This window comes from Dactylosporangium sp. NPDC000244 (assembly GCF_040300725.1).
Lineage (GTDB): Bacteria > Actinomycetota > Actinomycetes > Mycobacteriales > Micromonosporaceae > Dactylosporangium.
In genome coordinates this window covers 227,026-241,313 of sequence record NZ_JBEPEH010000008.1, presented here as the reverse complement: position 1 = coordinate 241,313, position 14,288 = coordinate 227,026, and the positions used below count along the sequence as shown (strand labels likewise).

Below are 14,288 nucleotides of genomic sequence, written 5' to 3'. Positions count from 1 at the left end.
GCTTTTGGAGGCACAGCTTGGAGCCCGACGTGTTCGACCCGAAGTTGTACGAGACCGCCGAACGTCCGCCGGGCTCCTCGTCGAAGGAGCCGCGCGAGGCCTGGGAGTGACTACAGCTGGAGTCCGGTGAGGACCATGACGCGCTCCTCGGTGTAGTCGGCCATCGCGCTGGCCAGGCCCTCGCGCCCGACCCCGCTGGCCTTGGACCCGCCGTAGGGCATCTGGTCGGCCCGGTAGCTGGGCACGTCGCCCACGATCACCCCGCCGACGTCGAGCACCCGGTGGGCCTCGAAGGCCCGGTCCAGCCGCCGGGTGAACACGCCGGCCTGCAGCCCGTAGGGCGAGGCGTTGACCGCCGCGAACCCGTCGGCGTCGGAGGCGACGCGCTCGAGCACCAGCACCGGGCCGAAGACCTCCTCGGCGCTGACCTTGGCGTCGGCCGGCGCGTGCGCGATGACGGTCGGGGCGTAGGCGGCGCCGTCGCGGGTGCCACCGGTGAGCACCTTGGCCCCGGCCGCGACCGCCTCGCCGACCCACTCCTCGACCCGGCGGGCCGCGGACTCGCTGATGAGCGGGCCGACGTCGGTCTCGTCGGCGGCCGGGTCGCCGGTCACCTGGGCCTCGACCGCGGCCACCAGCTTCTCGGCCAGCGCGTCGTGGTGGCGCTCGTGGACGTACACCCGCTGGACCGCGATGCAGCTCTGCCCGGCCTGATAGTTGGAGAAGGTGGCGATCCGGGTCGCCGCCCAGTCCAGGTCGTCCCAGTCCTCGCACACCACCACGGCCGCGTTGCCGCCGAGTTCGAGGGTGACGTGCTTGCGCGGCACGGCGTCGCGGATCTGCCAGCCGACCGGGCCCGAACCGGTGAACGACACGACGGGCAGTCGCGGGTCGGCGACCAGGGCGGACGCGCGGTCGTTCGGGATCGGCACGATCGACCACATCCCCGCGGGCAGGTCGGTCCTGTCGGAAGCTTCGGCCAGGATCTCGCCGAGCAGCAGCGCGCTGAGCGGGGTCGCCGGGGCCGGCTTGAGCACGATCGGCGCGCCGACGGCCAGGGCCGGGGCGACCTTGTGGGCGACCAGGTTGAGCGGGAAGTTGAACGGGGAGATGCCCAGCACCGGACCCCGCGGCACCCGCTTGACCAGGGCGATGCGGCCGGTCGCGGCCGGGTCGGTGTCGAGGCGCTGCAGCGAGCCGGAGAACCGGCGGGCCTCCTCGGCGGCCCAGCGGAACGTCGACACCGCGCGGGCGACCTCGCCCCGCGACCACTTCATCGGCTTGCCGTTCTCGGCGGTGATGAGCCGGGCGACCTCGTCGGCGCGCTCCCTGAGCCGGGCGCTGACGTGGTCGAGGGCGGCGGCCCGGGCGCTCGCGGGCAGGGCCGCGGCCTCGGCGGCGACGGCGGCCGCGGCGGCGACCGCCGCCTCCACCTGCTCGGGGGTCGCGTTGGAGGTGGTGCCGACCTGACGCCCGTCGTAGGGATGGCGGATCTCGACGGCGTCGTCGCTGGTTGCCGGGCGCCCGGCAATGAAGAACGGGGTCACGATTCCACCCTAACTCCAACGGAAACGGTTGCCCGAGGGCTTGTGTGCGACGGATTCGATGGAAAGATGTCCGTGCCGGGCACTCAAGGGAGCGGACATGACCAAGCAGCTGCAGAACTTCGTCGACGGCGCCTACACCGACCCCGCCGACGGCCGATACTCCGACCTGATCGACCCGTCCACCGGCGAGGTGTTCGCCTCCGCGCCGGTCTCCAGCGCCGAGGACGTCGACCGCGCCGTGGGGGCCGCGGCGAAGGCCTTCGAGACCTGGCGCGACGCCACGCCCTCGGAGCGGCAGCGGGCCCTGCTCAAGCTCGCCGACGCGATGGAGGACCGGGCGTCGGAGATCATCGACGCCGAGGTGCGCAACACCGGCAAGCCGCGCGGGATGACCGCCAGCGAGGAGCTGCCGCCGTCGATCGACCAGATCCGGTTCTTCGCCGGCGCCGCCCGGGTCCTCGAGGGCAAGTCGGCCGGCGAGTACATGAAGGGCCACACCAGCTACGTGCGGCGCGAGCCGATCGGCGTCTGTGCCCAGGTCACCCCGTGGAACTACCCGCTGATGATGGCGGTGTGGAAGATCGCCCCGGCGCTGGCCGCGGGCAACACGGTCGTGCTGAAGCCGTCCGACACCACGCCCGTCTCGTCGCTGCTGCTGGCCGAGCTGGCCGCCGAGTTCCTGCCGCCGGGCGTGCTCAACGTGATCACGGGCGACCGGGACACCGGCCGCGCCCTGGTCGCCCACCCGACCCCGAACTTCGTCTCCATCACCGGCTCGGTCCGGGCCGGGCGCGAGGTGGCCGCCGGGGCCGCCCCGTCACTCAAGCGCACCCACCTGGAGCTGGGCGGCAAGGCCCCGGTCGTGGTCTTCGACGACGCCGACCTGGCCGCCGCCGCCGAGGCGATCGCGGTCGCCGGCTACTTCAACGCGGGCCAGGACTGCACCGCGGCCACCCGCGTGCTGGCCGGGCCGGGCATCTACGACGACTTCGTGGCCGCGCTCGCCGAGCAGGCGGCCGGGACGAAGACCGGCGCCCCGGACGACGAGGACATCCTCTACGGCCCGCTGAACAACGCCAACCAGCTCGCCCGGGTCGGCGGCTTCATCGACCGGCTGCCCGATCACGCCCGGCTCGACACCGGCGGGGCCCGGGTCGGCGACAAGGGCTACTTCTACTCCCCCACCGTCGTCTCCGGCCTGCGCCAGGACGACGAGATCATCCAGGACGAGGTGTTCGGGCCGGTCATCACCGTGCAGCGCTTCACCGACGAGGACGAGGCGGTGCGCTGGGCCAACGGGGTGGAGTACGGCCTGTCGTCCTCGGTCTGGACCCGCGACCACGGCCGCGCGATGCGCATGACCCGGCGGCTCGACTTCGGCTGCGTCTGGGTCAACGCGCACATCCCGATCGTCGCCGAAATGCCGCACGGCGGGTTCAAACAGTCCGGATACGGTAAGGACCTCTCCATGTACGGCCTCGAGGACTACACCCGGATCAAGCACGTCATGCACAACATCGAGCTGTGATGACGTCCTCCGAGGATCTGCGCAAGCGCCGCTCCGCCGCCGTCGCGCGCGGGGTCAGCAGCATGATCGGTTCGTACGTCGACCACGCCTCCGGCGGCACCCTCACGGACGTCGACGGGCGGGAGTGGATCGACCTCGCGGCCGGCATCGCGGTCACGAACGTCGGCAACGCGAACCCGCGGGTGGTCGAGGCGGTTCGGCGGCAGGCGGAGCGGTTCACGCACACCTGCTTCATGATCGCGCCGTACGAGGGCTACGTCGCCGTCTGCGAGCAGCTCAACGCGCTCACCCCGGGCACGTTCGAGAAGCGCTCGGCCCTGTTCAACTCGGGCGCCGAGGCGGTCGAGAACGCGGTGAAGATCGCCCGGCACGCCACCGGGCGCCGGGCCGTCGTCGTGTTCGACCACGCGTACCACGGCCGGACCAACCTCACCATGGCGCTCACCGCCAAGGACATGCCCTACAAGCGCGGCTTCGGCCCGTTCGCCGGCGAGATCTACCGGGTGCCGATGTCCTACCCGTTCCGCGACGGCCTCGCCGGCCCGGACGCCGCCGCGCTGGCCATCGGCATGATCGAGAAGCAGGTGGGCGCCGACCAGGTGGCCGCGGTGCTGATCGAGCCGATCCAGGGCGAGGGCGGCTTCGTGGTGCCCGCGCCGGGCTTCCTGCCGTCCCTGGCCACCTGGGCGAAGGCGAACGGGGCGCTGTTCGTCGCCGACGAGATCCAGACCGGCTTCTGCCGCACCGGGGACTGGTTCGCCAGCACCCACGAGCGGCTGGAACCGGACCTGGTCACCACCGCGAAGGGCATTGCCGGCGGCCTGCCCCTGGCCGGGGTGACCGGGCGGGCCGAGCTCATGGACGCCGTGCACCCGGGCGGCCTCGGCGGCACCTACGGCGGCAACCCGGTGGCCTGCGCGGCCGCGCTCGCCTCGATCGAGACCATGCGGGAGCTCGACCTGGCCGCGGCCGCCCGGCGGATCGAGTCCGTCATGCTGCCCCGCCTGCGCGACCTGCAGACCCGCTTCCCGTTCATCGGCGACGTCCGCGGCCGGGGCGCGATGCTGGCCCTGGAGATCGTGGTGCCCGAGTCCGCCGCGCCGGGCGAGCTCACCGCCGAACGGGGCTGGGCGAAGGGCGCGCCGCTGGGCGCGACCCCGGACGCGGCCAAGACGGCCGACATCCAGCGCCTGGCCCACGAGGCCGGGCTGCTCCTGCTCACCTGCGGCACCTACGGCAACGTGATCCGTTTCCTTCCCCCGCTCGTGATGGACGACCCGACCCTCGAACGCGCGCTCGACCTGCTGGAAACGGCACTGTAGAAAGCCGTTCGCCCCTTGGCGATCGGGGGTGACCCGGGTCACTATGAGGCATGAACAATCCCTGGCTCGCCCTGCCCACGGGGGCCAACCCCCGCAAGCGGAGCGGCCAGGTCGGCCGCGCCCGGGACGCGTTCCTGGGCGGCGGCCGGGTCGGGACGCAGGTGCGCGGCGTCGTGGCCGACTCGTGGCGGCGCAGCGCGGCCGCCCGGCTGGACCCGGATGCCACCGCCCCCGTCGACCTCAGCGACGACGAGCTCGAGGACTACCGGCGCGACCATCCGCTCCGGCACGCGCTGCCGCTCTTCCGGGACCTGCTGGGCAGCTTCGCCGAGGACGGCGATCACCTGATGGCGGTCTGCGACGCCCACGGCCGGCTGCTGTGGGTCGAGGGGCACAAGACCGTGCTGCGGCGGGCCGAGGGCATGAACTTCGTCGCCGGGGCGCAGTGGGACGAGGCCCACGCCGGCACCAATGCGCCCGGCACCGCGGTCGCCGTCGACCACGCCGTGCAGATCTTCGCCACCGAGCACTTCAGCCGCCGCGTCCAGCGGTTCACCTGCTCCGCCGCGCCGATCCACGACCCGCGCACCGGCCGCCTGCTGGGCGCGATCGACGTGACGGGCGGCGACCACCTGGCCAGCCCGCACTCGCTGGCGCTGGTCGTCGCCACCGCCCGCGCGGCCGAGGCGCACCTGGCCACCCTCGCGCCGTCCGGCCCCACGTTCACCGCGCTCGGCCGCGACGAGGGCGTGCTGCACGCGCAGCGGCTGAGCCGGCGGCACAGCGAGATCGTCGCCCTGCTGTGCGCCCATCCCGAGGGGCTCACCGGCGACCAGCTCGCCCTGGAGCTCTACGGCGATGAGTGCGTCAACCCGGTCACCCTGCGCGCGGAGCTGTCGCGGCTGCGTCACGTGCTCGGTCCGCTGCTGCTGTCGCGCCCCTACCGGCTGCGCGACGCGGTCGCCTCCGACTTCGCCGAGATCGCCGGGTGCCTCGCGGCCGGGGACGTGAAGGGTGCCCTGCGGGCCTACCCCGGCCCGCTGCTGCCCCTCTCCGAGGCGCCCGGCATCGTGCGGCTGCGCCGGCTCATCGAGGGCCAGCTGCGCGCCGGGGTCCGGGCCAGCGGCGACCCGGCGATGCTCGCGGCCTGGACCGCGGCCGCCTGGGGCGCCGAGGACCTGTGGATGTGGGAGGCCCTCGCCGCCGCCCTGCCGCCCGGCTCGCCCCGCCAGGCCCTTGCCCTGGAGCGGGTCGCGTGCCTGTCGGAGGAGTACGCAACGTTGTTGCAACGTAGCCGTAACTAGCTTCTGGGCATGACTCGCTACGCAGCCCCGGGCCAGGACGGATCCCTGGTCAACTTCGAGTCCCGCTACGACCACTGGATCGGCGGCGACTACGTCAAGCCCGCCCGCGGCCAGTACTTCGAGAACCCGACCCCGGTGACCGGCCAGGCCTTCACCGAGATCGCGCGGGGCACAGCCGAGGACGTGGAAGCCGCCCTCGACGCCGCGCACGGCGCGGCCGACGCGTGGGGCCGCACCTCGGTGGCCGACCGCGCCAACATCCTCAACAAGATCGCCGACCGGATCGAGGCCAACCTCGAGACCCTCGCCGTCGCCGAGACCTGGGAGAACGGCAAGCCGATCCGGGAGACGCTCGCCGCCGACCTGCCGCTGGCCGTCGACCACTTCCGGTACTTCGCCGGCGCCATCCGCGCCCAGGAGGGCAGCCTCGGCGAGCTCGACGACGACACCGTGGCGTACCACTTCCACGAGCCCCTGGGCGTGGTCGCGCAGATCATCCCGTGGAACTTCCCGCTGCTCATGGCCACCTGGAAGCTCGCCCCCGCCCTCGCCGCCGGCAACGCGGTCGTGCTCAAGCCGGCCGAGCAGACCCCCGCCTCCATCCACGTGCTCATGGGCCTCATCGCCGACCTGCTCCCGCCGGGCGTGGTCAACATCGTCAACGGCTTCGGCGTTGAGGCCGGCAAGCCGCTGGCCAGCAGCCCGCGGGTCGCCAAGGTCGCGTTCACGGGCGAGACCACGACCGGGCGGCTGATCATGCAGTACGCCAGCGAGAACATCAAGCCGGTGACCCTGGAGCTCGGCGGCAAGAGCCCCAACATCTTCTTCGACGACGTCTCCGCCGCCGACGACGCCTTCTTCGACAAGGCGCTCGAGGGCTTCGCGATGTTCGCGCTCAACCAGGGCGAGGTGTGCACCTGCCCGTCCCGCGCGCTCATCCAGCAGGGCCACTACGGCACGTTCATGGACGCCGCGACCGAGCGCGTCCGGGCGATCAAGCAGGGCCACCCGCTCGACACCGACACGATGATCGGCGCGCAGGCCTCCAACGACCAGCTCGAGAAGATCCTCTCCTACCTCGACATCGGCCGGCAGGAGGGCGCGAAGGTCCGCATCGGCGGCGAGCGCGCGGACCTCGGCGGGGAGCTCTCCGGCGGGTACTACGTGCAGCCCACGGTCTTCGAGGGCGACAACGCGATGCGCATCTTCCAGGAGGAGATCTTCGGCCCGGTGGTCTCGGTGACCTCGTTCTCCGACTTCGCCGACGCCGTCAAGATCGCCAACGACACCCTCTACGGCCTCGGCGCCGGCGTGTGGACCCGCGACACGAACACCGCCTACCGCGCGGGCCGGGCGATCCAGGCCGGCCGGGTCTGGACCAACTGCTACCACGCCTACCCGGCGCACGCGGCGTTCGGCGGCTACAAGCAGTCCGGCATCGGCCGCGAGAACCACAAGATGATGCTCGAGCACTACCAGCAGACCAAGAACCTGCTCGTCAGCTACAGCCCGAACAAGCTCGGGTTCTTCTAGAGATGGAGCGAGTGGCGGTGACCCCCGCGGCGGCCGACCTGATCCGGTCGCTGCGGGGCACGCACGGACCCCTGATGTTCCACCAGTCCGGCGGCTGCTGCGACGGCAGCTCGCCGATGTGCTACCCGGAGGGCGAGTTCCGCACCGGCTCCTCCGACGTGCTCCTCGCGTCGCTGGCCGTGGACGGCGTCGACGAGCCGGTGACGTTCTGGATGTCGAAGTCGCAGTTCGAGCTCTGGCGGCACACCCACCTCACGGTGGACGTGGTGCCCGGGCGCGGCTCCGGCTTCTCGCTGGAGGCTCCGGAGGGCGTCCGCTTCCTGATCAGGTCCCGGCTGCTGACCCCGGAGGAGTTAGCGGCCCTCGAGTAGTCAGCGGCCCCGAGTAGTCAGCGGCCCTCGAGTAGCGGCCGGCGCGGGTCCCACGGGTCTCCGCGCCGGCGCCGGGCGATCGCGGACAGGGTCTCCAGGACCACGCGGTTGGCCAGGTACGCCGTGATCTCGGCGTGGTCGTAGGGCGGCGAAACCTCGACCACGTCCATGCCGACGATCGGCAGTTCGTAGCAGCACCGGCGGACCGCGTCCAGCAGCTGCCGGGAGGTCAGGCCGCCCGGCTCCGGGGTTCCCGTCCCCGGGGCCATGCCGGGATCGACCACGTCCACGTCGACCGAGAGGAAGACGCCGTCGCACTCGTCGGTGGCGATGGTGAAGGCCTCGGTCAGGCACTCGTCCAGGCCGCGGGCGACGATCTCGGTCATCTCGTAGGAGCGCAGGCCCCGACCGGCCATCCAGTCCAGCGTCTCCGGTCCGGGCCAGTAGCCGCGCAGGCCCAGCTGCAGGAACCGGTCGCCGCGCAGGGCGCCGGACTCGATCAGGCGGCGCATCGGCTGCCCGTGGCCGACGAGCGAGCCCATCTCGACGTCGCCGGTGTCGGCGTGGGCGTCGAAGTGGACCATCGAGACGCGGCCGTAGCCGAGCTTGCGGGCCACGCCGGTCGCGTCGGGCCACGCGATGGTGTGATCGCCCCCGAGCACGACCGGGATCGCGCCCGAGTCGGCGACCGCGAAGACGGCGTCCTCCAGCGTCTTGAGCGCGGCCGTGGAGTCCGGGGCGTACATGTGGACGTCCCCGGCGTCGAAGACCCTCAGATCCTTGAGCGCGTCGACCCGCATGGCGAGCGAGGGCCGGGAGCCGTCGTGGGGCAGGTAGCAGGCCTGGCGGATGGCCTGCGGGCCGAAGCGGGTGCCGGGCCGGTGGGAGGTGCCGCCGTCATAGGGCGCGCCGATGATCACCACGTCGGCCTCGGGCAGCGCGGCCAGGTCGCAGCGCGGCACCCCGAGGAACGTGAAGTCCGGACCGAACTGGTTCATGGCTCGATCATGACTCCTTCATAGCTCCTGCATACTCCACGGCACCCCGTGCTCGGCGAGCAGATCGAGGAACGGTCGCGGCGGGAAGGCCTCGGGGCCGAGCACGCCCGTGCCCGTCCACGTGCCGGCCGCGAGCAGTTCGAGGCCGACCACCGCGTTGACCGCGGTCTGCCACACGACGGCCTGGCAGCCGTACTCGCGCATGGTCCACGCGTTGTCGACGACGTGGTACAGGTAGGTGGCCCGCGGCCGCCCGTCGCGCCCGAGCCCGGTGACGTAGGTGCCGGCGCAGGTGCGGCCGTGCATCCGCTCGCCGAGCTTCGCCGGGTCGGGCAGGACCGCGGCCACCACGTCGCGCGGGGACACCGGGACGCCGCCGACCATCACCTTCCTCGTCGAGTCGAGCCCGAGCTTGTGGATGGTCTTGAGCACCCGGATGAACTCGTCGCCCAGGCCGTATTTGAAGGTGACCCGCCGCACGTCGATCCAGCGCGGGATGAGCAGCACCTCCTCGTGCTCCACGTTCACGCACTCGATCGGGCCGATGCCGGCCGGGAAGTCGAAGATCTCGGGCTCGGAGAAGGGCCTCGTGACGTACACCCCGCGGTTCTTCTCATAGATGAGCGGCGGGTTGAGGCACTCCTCGATCGTCGTCCAGATCGAGAACGAGGGGGCGAACTCGTAGCCGTCCACCACCAGGTCCGAGCCGTCGCGGATGCCGATGTCGTGCACCTCGGCGAAGAGCACGTCGGCGGCGTAGCGGGCGAAGACGTCGGACAGCCCGGGCTCGACGCCCATGCCCACGAGCGCCAGCCGGTCGGCCGCCTGCCACTGGTCCTCGACCGCGAACTGCGCGGCGCCGAGCAGCACGCCGACCTTCTCGTAGGGCCGCTCCGGATGCGGCTGGGACAGCGACATCGCCATGTCGACGTAGTGCGCGCGGGCCTCCAGGGCCCCGGTGAAGACCGGGACCACGAAGCGGGGGTCGACGGCGTTGAGCACGTGCGTGATGCGCAGGCTCCGGCACAGCTGCGCGACCGCGGCGGCGGAGGAGGCGTCGAGGACGGCCGCGGCGAACCGGGGATCGTCCACCGAGGACACCGCGGCCTCGGCCCGGGCGGCGTCGTAGTCGGTCACGACGCAGTGTTCGAAGAAGGGACGGCGGGCGGCGATGCGCACCGCGGCGGTGCCGACGCCACCGGCGCCGACGATCAGTAATCGCATGTGCTCCTAGGCCTTCCGGCGCAGGCGCGGCAACTGGCCGATCAGGACGATCAGGAACGAGATCAGGAACATCGCGGTGCCGATGACGTTGATCTGGGCGGGAATGCCGCGCTGCGAGGCCCCCCAGACGAACATCGGGAACGTCACGACGGTCCCGGAGTTGAAGTTGGTGACGATGAAGTCGTCGAAGGACAGCGAGAACGACAGCAGGGCGGCCGCGACGATGCCGGGCATCACCAGCGGCAGGGTCACGCGCAGGAACGTCTGCCGCTCGTCGGCGTAGAGGTCCATGGCCGCCTCCTGCAGCCGCGGGTCGAGCCCGGCCAGGCGCGCCTTGACCGTGACGACCACGAACGACAGGCAGAACAGCACGTGGGCAATGACGACGGTCCAGAAGCCCAGCGGCACGCCCGAGGCGACGAAGAGCGCCAGCAGCGACGAGCCCATCACGATCTCCGGCGTCGCCATGGGCAGGAAGATCAGCGTGTTGGTCGCGCCGCGGCCGCGGAAGCTGTGCCGGGCCAGGGCGAAGGACATCAGCGTGCCCAGCACCGTCGCGCCGACGGTGGCCAGCAGCGCGACGCCGATGCTGAGCCAGAAGGCGTCGCCGATGCCGGCCACGCCGAAGGGGTGCTTCCAGTGATCCAGCGTGAACTTGTAGTTGTCCAGCGTGTAGGGGGCGTTGGCGCGGGCGTCCCGGAACGACATCGCGGCCACGACGGCGATCGGCACGAAGAGGTACAGCAGGACGATCAGCCCGATCGCGAGGACCCAGTGATCGGCGAGGAACCTGCGCAGGCGGTGGAGCATCAGAGCACCTCGTCCGTTCCGGCGCGCTTGACGTAGACGAAGACCAGCACGAGGATCGCCGCCATCAGGGTGAACGACAGCGCGGCCGCGGCCGGGTAGTCGCCGACCTTGAGGAACTTGGACTGGATGACATTGCCGATCATGTACTGCCGGTTGGTCCCCAGCAGCTGCGCGTTGATGTAGTCGCCGGCCGCCGGGATGAACGTCAGCAGCGTGCCCGCCACGACGCCGGGCATCGACAGCGGCAGCACGACCCGCGTGAAGCGCGCGACCGGGCGGGCGTAGAGGTCGCCGGCCGCCTCGATGAGCCGCGGGTCGAGCTTCTCCAGGCTGGCGTAGAGCGGCAGCACCATGAACGGCAGGAAGTTGTAGACCAGCCCCGCGATCACCGCCGGCGTGGTGGCCAGCAGCCGGCCGTCGGGCAGCGGGACGTGCAGCGCGTTGAGCACCGACACGACCGTGCCGTTGTCGGACAGGATGACCTTCCAGGCCAGCGTGCGGATCAGGAAGCTGGTGAAGAACGGCGCGATGACGCAGATGAGCAGCACGTTCTTCCAGCGGCCGGCCTTGAGCGCGATCGCGTAGGCCAGCGGGTAGCCCAGCAGCAGGGAGAACGCGGTGGTCAGCAGCGCGTACCACAGCGAGCGGCCGAACTGGGGCAGATATTCGGCGATGGCGTCGGAGTAGTTGCTGAACTGCCAGGTCATCGCGTATCCGTCCTCCAGCGACCCGCTCGGGTCGTAGAGGCTGGTCGCGAAGAGCTGGATGCACGGCACCGCGAAGAACAGGATCAGCCACAGGCCGCCGGGGAGCAGCAGCAGGTACGGCAGCCACTTCTTCTTGGGTTGTTCGAGCTTGACCGGCGCACCAGTGCCAGCTCCAGCCCCGAGTTGCCCCAGGGCGCTCATGCCGACACCTCCGCTTCGCTCCGGCGCCGGCATGAGGAGGACCCGAGCTTATGATGAGCGGCCACTCCGCTTCGCTCCGTACCACTCATGCCGACACCTCCGCTGCGCTCCGGCGCCGGCATGAGGAGGACCCGAGCTTATGATGAGCGGCCACTCCGCTTCGCTCCGTACCGCTCATGCCGCGACTTCCTCGGCATCCACCACCGGCGCGTGGGTCTCGCCGGCCGGGCGGGGCAGGAGGAACGCGTGGTCGGGGCGCCAGTGCACGGTCACCTCGCTGGCCACGGCGAGCGGCGCGGCCACGCCCGAGTTGGGCACGAAGACGGTCAGCTCGTCGCCCCAGGGCGCGCGCACGAGGTACTGCGTGCTGACCCCCATGTAGGAGGAGTCGGTCACGAGCCCGGTGACGCTCTGGTGGCCGGCCGGCACCTCCCCGGTGCTCAGGTGCATCTTCTCCGGCCGCACGCCGAGCCACACCGTGCCCTCGGTGGCGCGGGCGCGGGCGGCCGGGACCGTGTAGCGGCCCTCGTAGGCCCCGACCAGCAGGTCGTCGCCGGAGCGCCCGGTCACGTCGGCGGCGAGCAGGTTGGACTGGCCCAGGAAGTTGGCCACGAAGGCGGTGCCGGGGAAGTCGTACATCTCCACGGGCGCGCCGAGCTGCTCGATGCGCCCGGCGTTCATCACCGCGACCGTGTCGGCCATCGTCATGGCCTCCTCCTGGTCGTGCGTGACGTGCACGAAGGTGATGCCGACCTCGGTCTGGATGCGCTTGAGCTCGACCTGCATCTGCCGGCGCAGCTTCAGGTCCAGCGCGCCGAGCGGCTCGTCGAGCAGCAGCACCTGGGGCCGGTTGATCAGCGCCCGGGCGAGCGCCACCCGCTGCTGCTGGCCGCCGGAGAGCTGGGCCGGGCGGCGCTTGCCGAAGCCGTCGAGGTCGACCAGGTGGAGCATCTCCTCCACCTGGTCGGTGCACTTGCGGATGCCGCGCCGGCGCAGGCCGAACGCGACGTTGTCCTCGATGTTGAGGTGCGGAAACAGCGCGTAGCTCTGAAACACCGTGTTGACCGGCCGCTTGTAGGGCCGCAGCCGGGTGACGTCGGCGTCGCCGAGCAGGACCTGGCCCTCGGTCGGCTCCTCGAGCCCCGCGATCATCCGCAGGGTGGTCGTCTTGCCGCAGCCGGACGCGCCCAGCAGCGCGAAGAACGAACCCCGGGGCACGGTGAGGGTCAGGTCGTCGACCGCGGTGAAGGTGCCGAACCGCTTCGTCACACCGGTGAGGCGGAGATCGGCGCCGCTGGGCTGTTCGGTCATGTATCAAGCCCCCGATACGGCTTCGAACTTGGCGGCGTACTTCTTGTCCTCGTCCTCGGTGAGCGCCTTGAACGAGTGCGTCTTGGCCAGCGTCGCCGAGTCCGGGAAGATCAGCGGGTTGGTGGCCAGCTCCGGGTCGATCTTCTGCATCGCTTCCTGCGCGCCCTGGACCGGGCAGATGTAGTTGACCGTCGCGGCCACCTGGGCGGCCACCGCGGGGTCGTAGTAGTAGTCGATGAGCTGCTCGGCGTTGGCCTTGTGGGTCGCCGGGGCCGGGACGAGCATGTTGTCCGACCAGATGATCAGACCCTCCTCCGGCGTGACGAACGCGACCTTCGAGCCCTCCTCGGCGGCGAGCTGGATGACGTCGCCGGACCACGCGATGCACGCCGCGAGGTCGCCCTTGGCGAGGTCCTCCTTGTAGTCGTTGCCGGTGAACTTGCGGATCTGGCCGGAGTCGACCGCCTTCTTGAGCTTCTCGATCGCGGCGTCGAAGTCGGCGTCGCTGACCGTGGCCGGGTCCTTGCCCATCGACAGCAGCAGCAGGCCGACGGTGTCGCGCATCTCGGTGAGCACCGCGACCTTGCCCTTGAGGTCCGGGCGGGTCAGCAGCTCGTCGATGGTGCGGACCTCCTTGGTCACCGCACCGTTGTAGGCGATGCCGGTGAGGCCGGACTGCCACGGCGCGGCGTACTTCATGTCCTTGTCCCACGGCCGGTTGCGCAGCGTCTTGATCACGTTCGCGGTGAAGTTGGGGGTCTTCGCCGGGTCGAAGGGCTGCACCCAGCCCAGGTTGACCACCCGCGAGGCCATCCAGTCGGTGAGCACCATGACGTCGCGGTCGATCGACTGGCACGCCTGGAGCTGGTTGCGCACCTTGCCGAAGAACTCGTTGTTGTCGTTGACGTCCTCGGTGTAGTTGACCGCGATCCCGGTCTTGGCCGTGAACGCGTCCAGCGACGGGCGCTTCTTGTCGTCGTTGGCGTCGACGTCGATGTAGAGCGGCCAGTTGGACCAGTTGAGCTTCTTCTCCGTCGCCGAGGCGTCGGTGCCGATGCAGGCGGCCTTCTCCGCGTCGTTCTTCTTCGCGGGCTTCGTGCCGCACGCCGCCAGCGTCCCGCCGGACGCGACGATGGCACCGCTGGCCAGCAGACTGCGAATCAGGGTCCGGCGCGAGAGGCCGGCGGCTTGGTTTCGCACAGGGGCTCCTACGGATCTCGATATCGATCACCCGAACTGGGGGTGGTGACCGACGACTGATCCTGACACGGGGTGCCATCACTCACAAGGGATTCCGTTGTCACGATCGGGCCGCACAACGAAAAACGCTATGAAGTCAACTTGGGGTCACGATCGTCATCTCGCCGAAACGCGGGGAGGACAGTCTGCAACGTTTTCCGGGCCGTCGGCAACCCTAACGATTCCGTAGATT

General features: G+C 71.0%; 12 protein-coding genes. 5 read left to right on the top strand and 7 right to left on the bottom strand.

Translation table 11 applies throughout. The annotated features are described in order from the left end of the window. Positions 1 to 110 precede the first annotated feature (110 nt). A complete protein-coding gene (locus tag ABT369_RS13745) occupies positions 111 to 1,547 on the bottom strand; it encodes an aldehyde dehydrogenase family protein (protein WP_350612080.1) in 1,437 nt (478 codons plus the stop codon). A 97-nt stretch (positions 1,548 to 1,644) separates the two neighbouring features. Between ABT369_RS13745 and ABT369_RS13740 the strand changes: the two genes are divergently transcribed. Genes ABT369_RS13740 through ABT369_RS13720 form a run of 5 tightly spaced genes read left to right on the top strand, consistent with a single transcriptional unit; the run spans position 1,645 to position 7,605 of the window. Next, positions 1,645 to 3,075, top strand: coding sequence for a gamma-aminobutyraldehyde dehydrogenase (locus ABT369_RS13740; protein WP_350612079.1), 1,431 nt, complete (start codon positions 1,645 to 1,647; stop codon positions 3,073 to 3,075). Continuing rightward, a complete protein-coding gene (gabT, locus tag ABT369_RS13735; protein ID WP_350612078.1) occupies positions 3,075 to 4,397 on the top strand; it encodes a 4-aminobutyrate--2-oxoglutarate transaminase in 1,323 nt (440 codons plus the stop codon). The genes ABT369_RS13740 and gabT overlap by 1 nt, the downstream gene beginning before the upstream one ends. A gap of 50 nt (positions 4,398 to 4,447) precedes the next feature. Then, positions 4,448 to 5,701, top strand: a complete 1,254-nt coding sequence (locus ABT369_RS13730; protein WP_350612077.1) for a GAF domain-containing protein — start codon at positions 4,448 to 4,450, stop codon at positions 5,699 to 5,701. Positions 5,702 to 5,710: 9 nt separating this feature from the next. Further along, complete coding sequence (gene adh / locus ABT369_RS13725) at positions 5,711 to 7,234, top strand: aldehyde dehydrogenase (RefSeq protein WP_350612076.1); 1,524 nt, start codon at positions 5,711 to 5,713, stop codon at positions 7,232 to 7,234. Between the two features lie 2 nt (positions 7,235 to 7,236). Continuing rightward, a complete protein-coding gene (locus ABT369_RS13720; RefSeq protein ID WP_350612075.1) occupies positions 7,237 to 7,605 on the top strand; it encodes a DUF779 domain-containing protein in 369 nt (122 codons plus the stop codon). Positions 7,606 to 7,622: 17 nt separating this feature from the next. Here ABT369_RS13720 and speB read toward each other — a convergent pair whose 3' ends face one another. The 6 genes from speB to ABT369_RS13690 all read right to left on the bottom strand — a co-directional run bounded on the left by speB (position 7,623) and on the right by ABT369_RS13690 (position 14,056). Next, positions 7,623 to 8,603 carry an agmatinase gene (speB, locus tag ABT369_RS13715; RefSeq protein WP_350612074.1) on the bottom strand — a complete coding sequence of 327 codons (981 nt, stop codon included), beginning with the start codon at positions 8,601 to 8,603 and terminating at the stop codon, positions 7,623 to 7,625. 18 nt (positions 8,604 to 8,621) lie between these two features. Further along, complete coding sequence (locus tag ABT369_RS13710; protein ID WP_350612073.1) at positions 8,622 to 9,827, bottom strand: saccharopine dehydrogenase family protein; 1,206 nt, start codon at positions 9,825 to 9,827, stop codon at positions 8,622 to 8,624. Between the two features lie 6 nt (positions 9,828 to 9,833). Further along, positions 9,834 to 10,637, bottom strand: coding sequence for an ABC transporter permease (locus ABT369_RS13705; protein WP_350612072.1), 804 nt, complete (start codon positions 10,635 to 10,637; stop codon positions 9,834 to 9,836). Next, entirely contained in the window at positions 10,637 to 11,545 is a 909-nt protein-coding gene (locus ABT369_RS13700) for an ABC transporter permease (RefSeq protein WP_350612071.1), read from the bottom strand. Before ABT369_RS13700 ends, ABT369_RS13705 begins: the two co-directional genes overlap by 1 nt. A 174-nt stretch (positions 11,546 to 11,719) precedes the next feature. Further along, positions 11,720 to 12,856 carry an ABC transporter ATP-binding protein gene (locus ABT369_RS13695; protein WP_350612070.1) on the bottom strand — a complete coding sequence of 379 codons (1,137 nt, stop codon included), beginning with the start codon at positions 12,854 to 12,856 and terminating at the stop codon, positions 11,720 to 11,722. Positions 12,857 to 12,859: 3 nt separating this feature from the next. Further along, positions 12,860 to 14,056: a polyamine ABC transporter substrate-binding protein gene (locus ABT369_RS13690; RefSeq protein ID WP_350612069.1), complete on the bottom strand. Its 1,197-nt coding sequence runs from the start codon at positions 14,054 to 14,056 to the stop codon at positions 12,860 to 12,862. Between the last annotated feature and the right edge of the window lie 232 nt (positions 14,057 to 14,288).

Bases quoted from the DNA above. Each gene is read 5' to 3' on its own strand.
- ABT369_RS13730 (WP_350612077.1), top strand. From the start codon at position 4,448: ATGAACAATCCCTGGCTCGCCCTGCCCACGGGGGCCAACCCCCGCAAG.
- speB (WP_350612074.1), bottom strand. From the start codon at position 8,603: ATGAACCAGTTCGGTCCGGACTTCACGTTCCTCGGGGTGCCGCGCTGC.
- adh (WP_350612076.1), top strand. From the start codon at position 5,711: ATGACTCGCTACGCAGCCCCGGGCCAGGACGGATCCCTGGTCAACTTC.
- ABT369_RS13705 (WP_350612072.1), bottom strand. From the start codon at position 10,637: ATGCTCCACCGCCTGCGCAGGTTCCTCGCCGATCACTGGGTCCTCGCG.
- ABT369_RS13695 (WP_350612070.1), bottom strand. From the start codon at position 12,856: ATGACCGAACAGCCCAGCGGCGCCGATCTCCGCCTCACCGGTGTGACG.
- ABT369_RS13720 (WP_350612075.1), top strand. From the start codon at position 7,237: ATGGAGCGAGTGGCGGTGACCCCCGCGGCGGCCGACCTGATCCGGTCG.
- ABT369_RS13700 (WP_350612071.1), bottom strand. From the start codon at position 11,545: ATGAGCGCCCTGGGGCAACTCGGGGCTGGAGCTGGCACTGGTGCGCCG.
- gabT (WP_350612078.1), top strand. From the start codon at position 3,075: ATGACGTCCTCCGAGGATCTGCGCAAGCGCCGCTCCGCCGCCGTCGCG.
- ABT369_RS13710 (WP_350612073.1), bottom strand. From the start codon at position 9,827: ATGCGATTACTGATCGTCGGCGCCGGTGGCGTCGGCACCGCCGCGGTG.
- ABT369_RS13740 (WP_350612079.1), top strand. From the start codon at position 1,645: ATGACCAAGCAGCTGCAGAACTTCGTCGACGGCGCCTACACCGACCCC.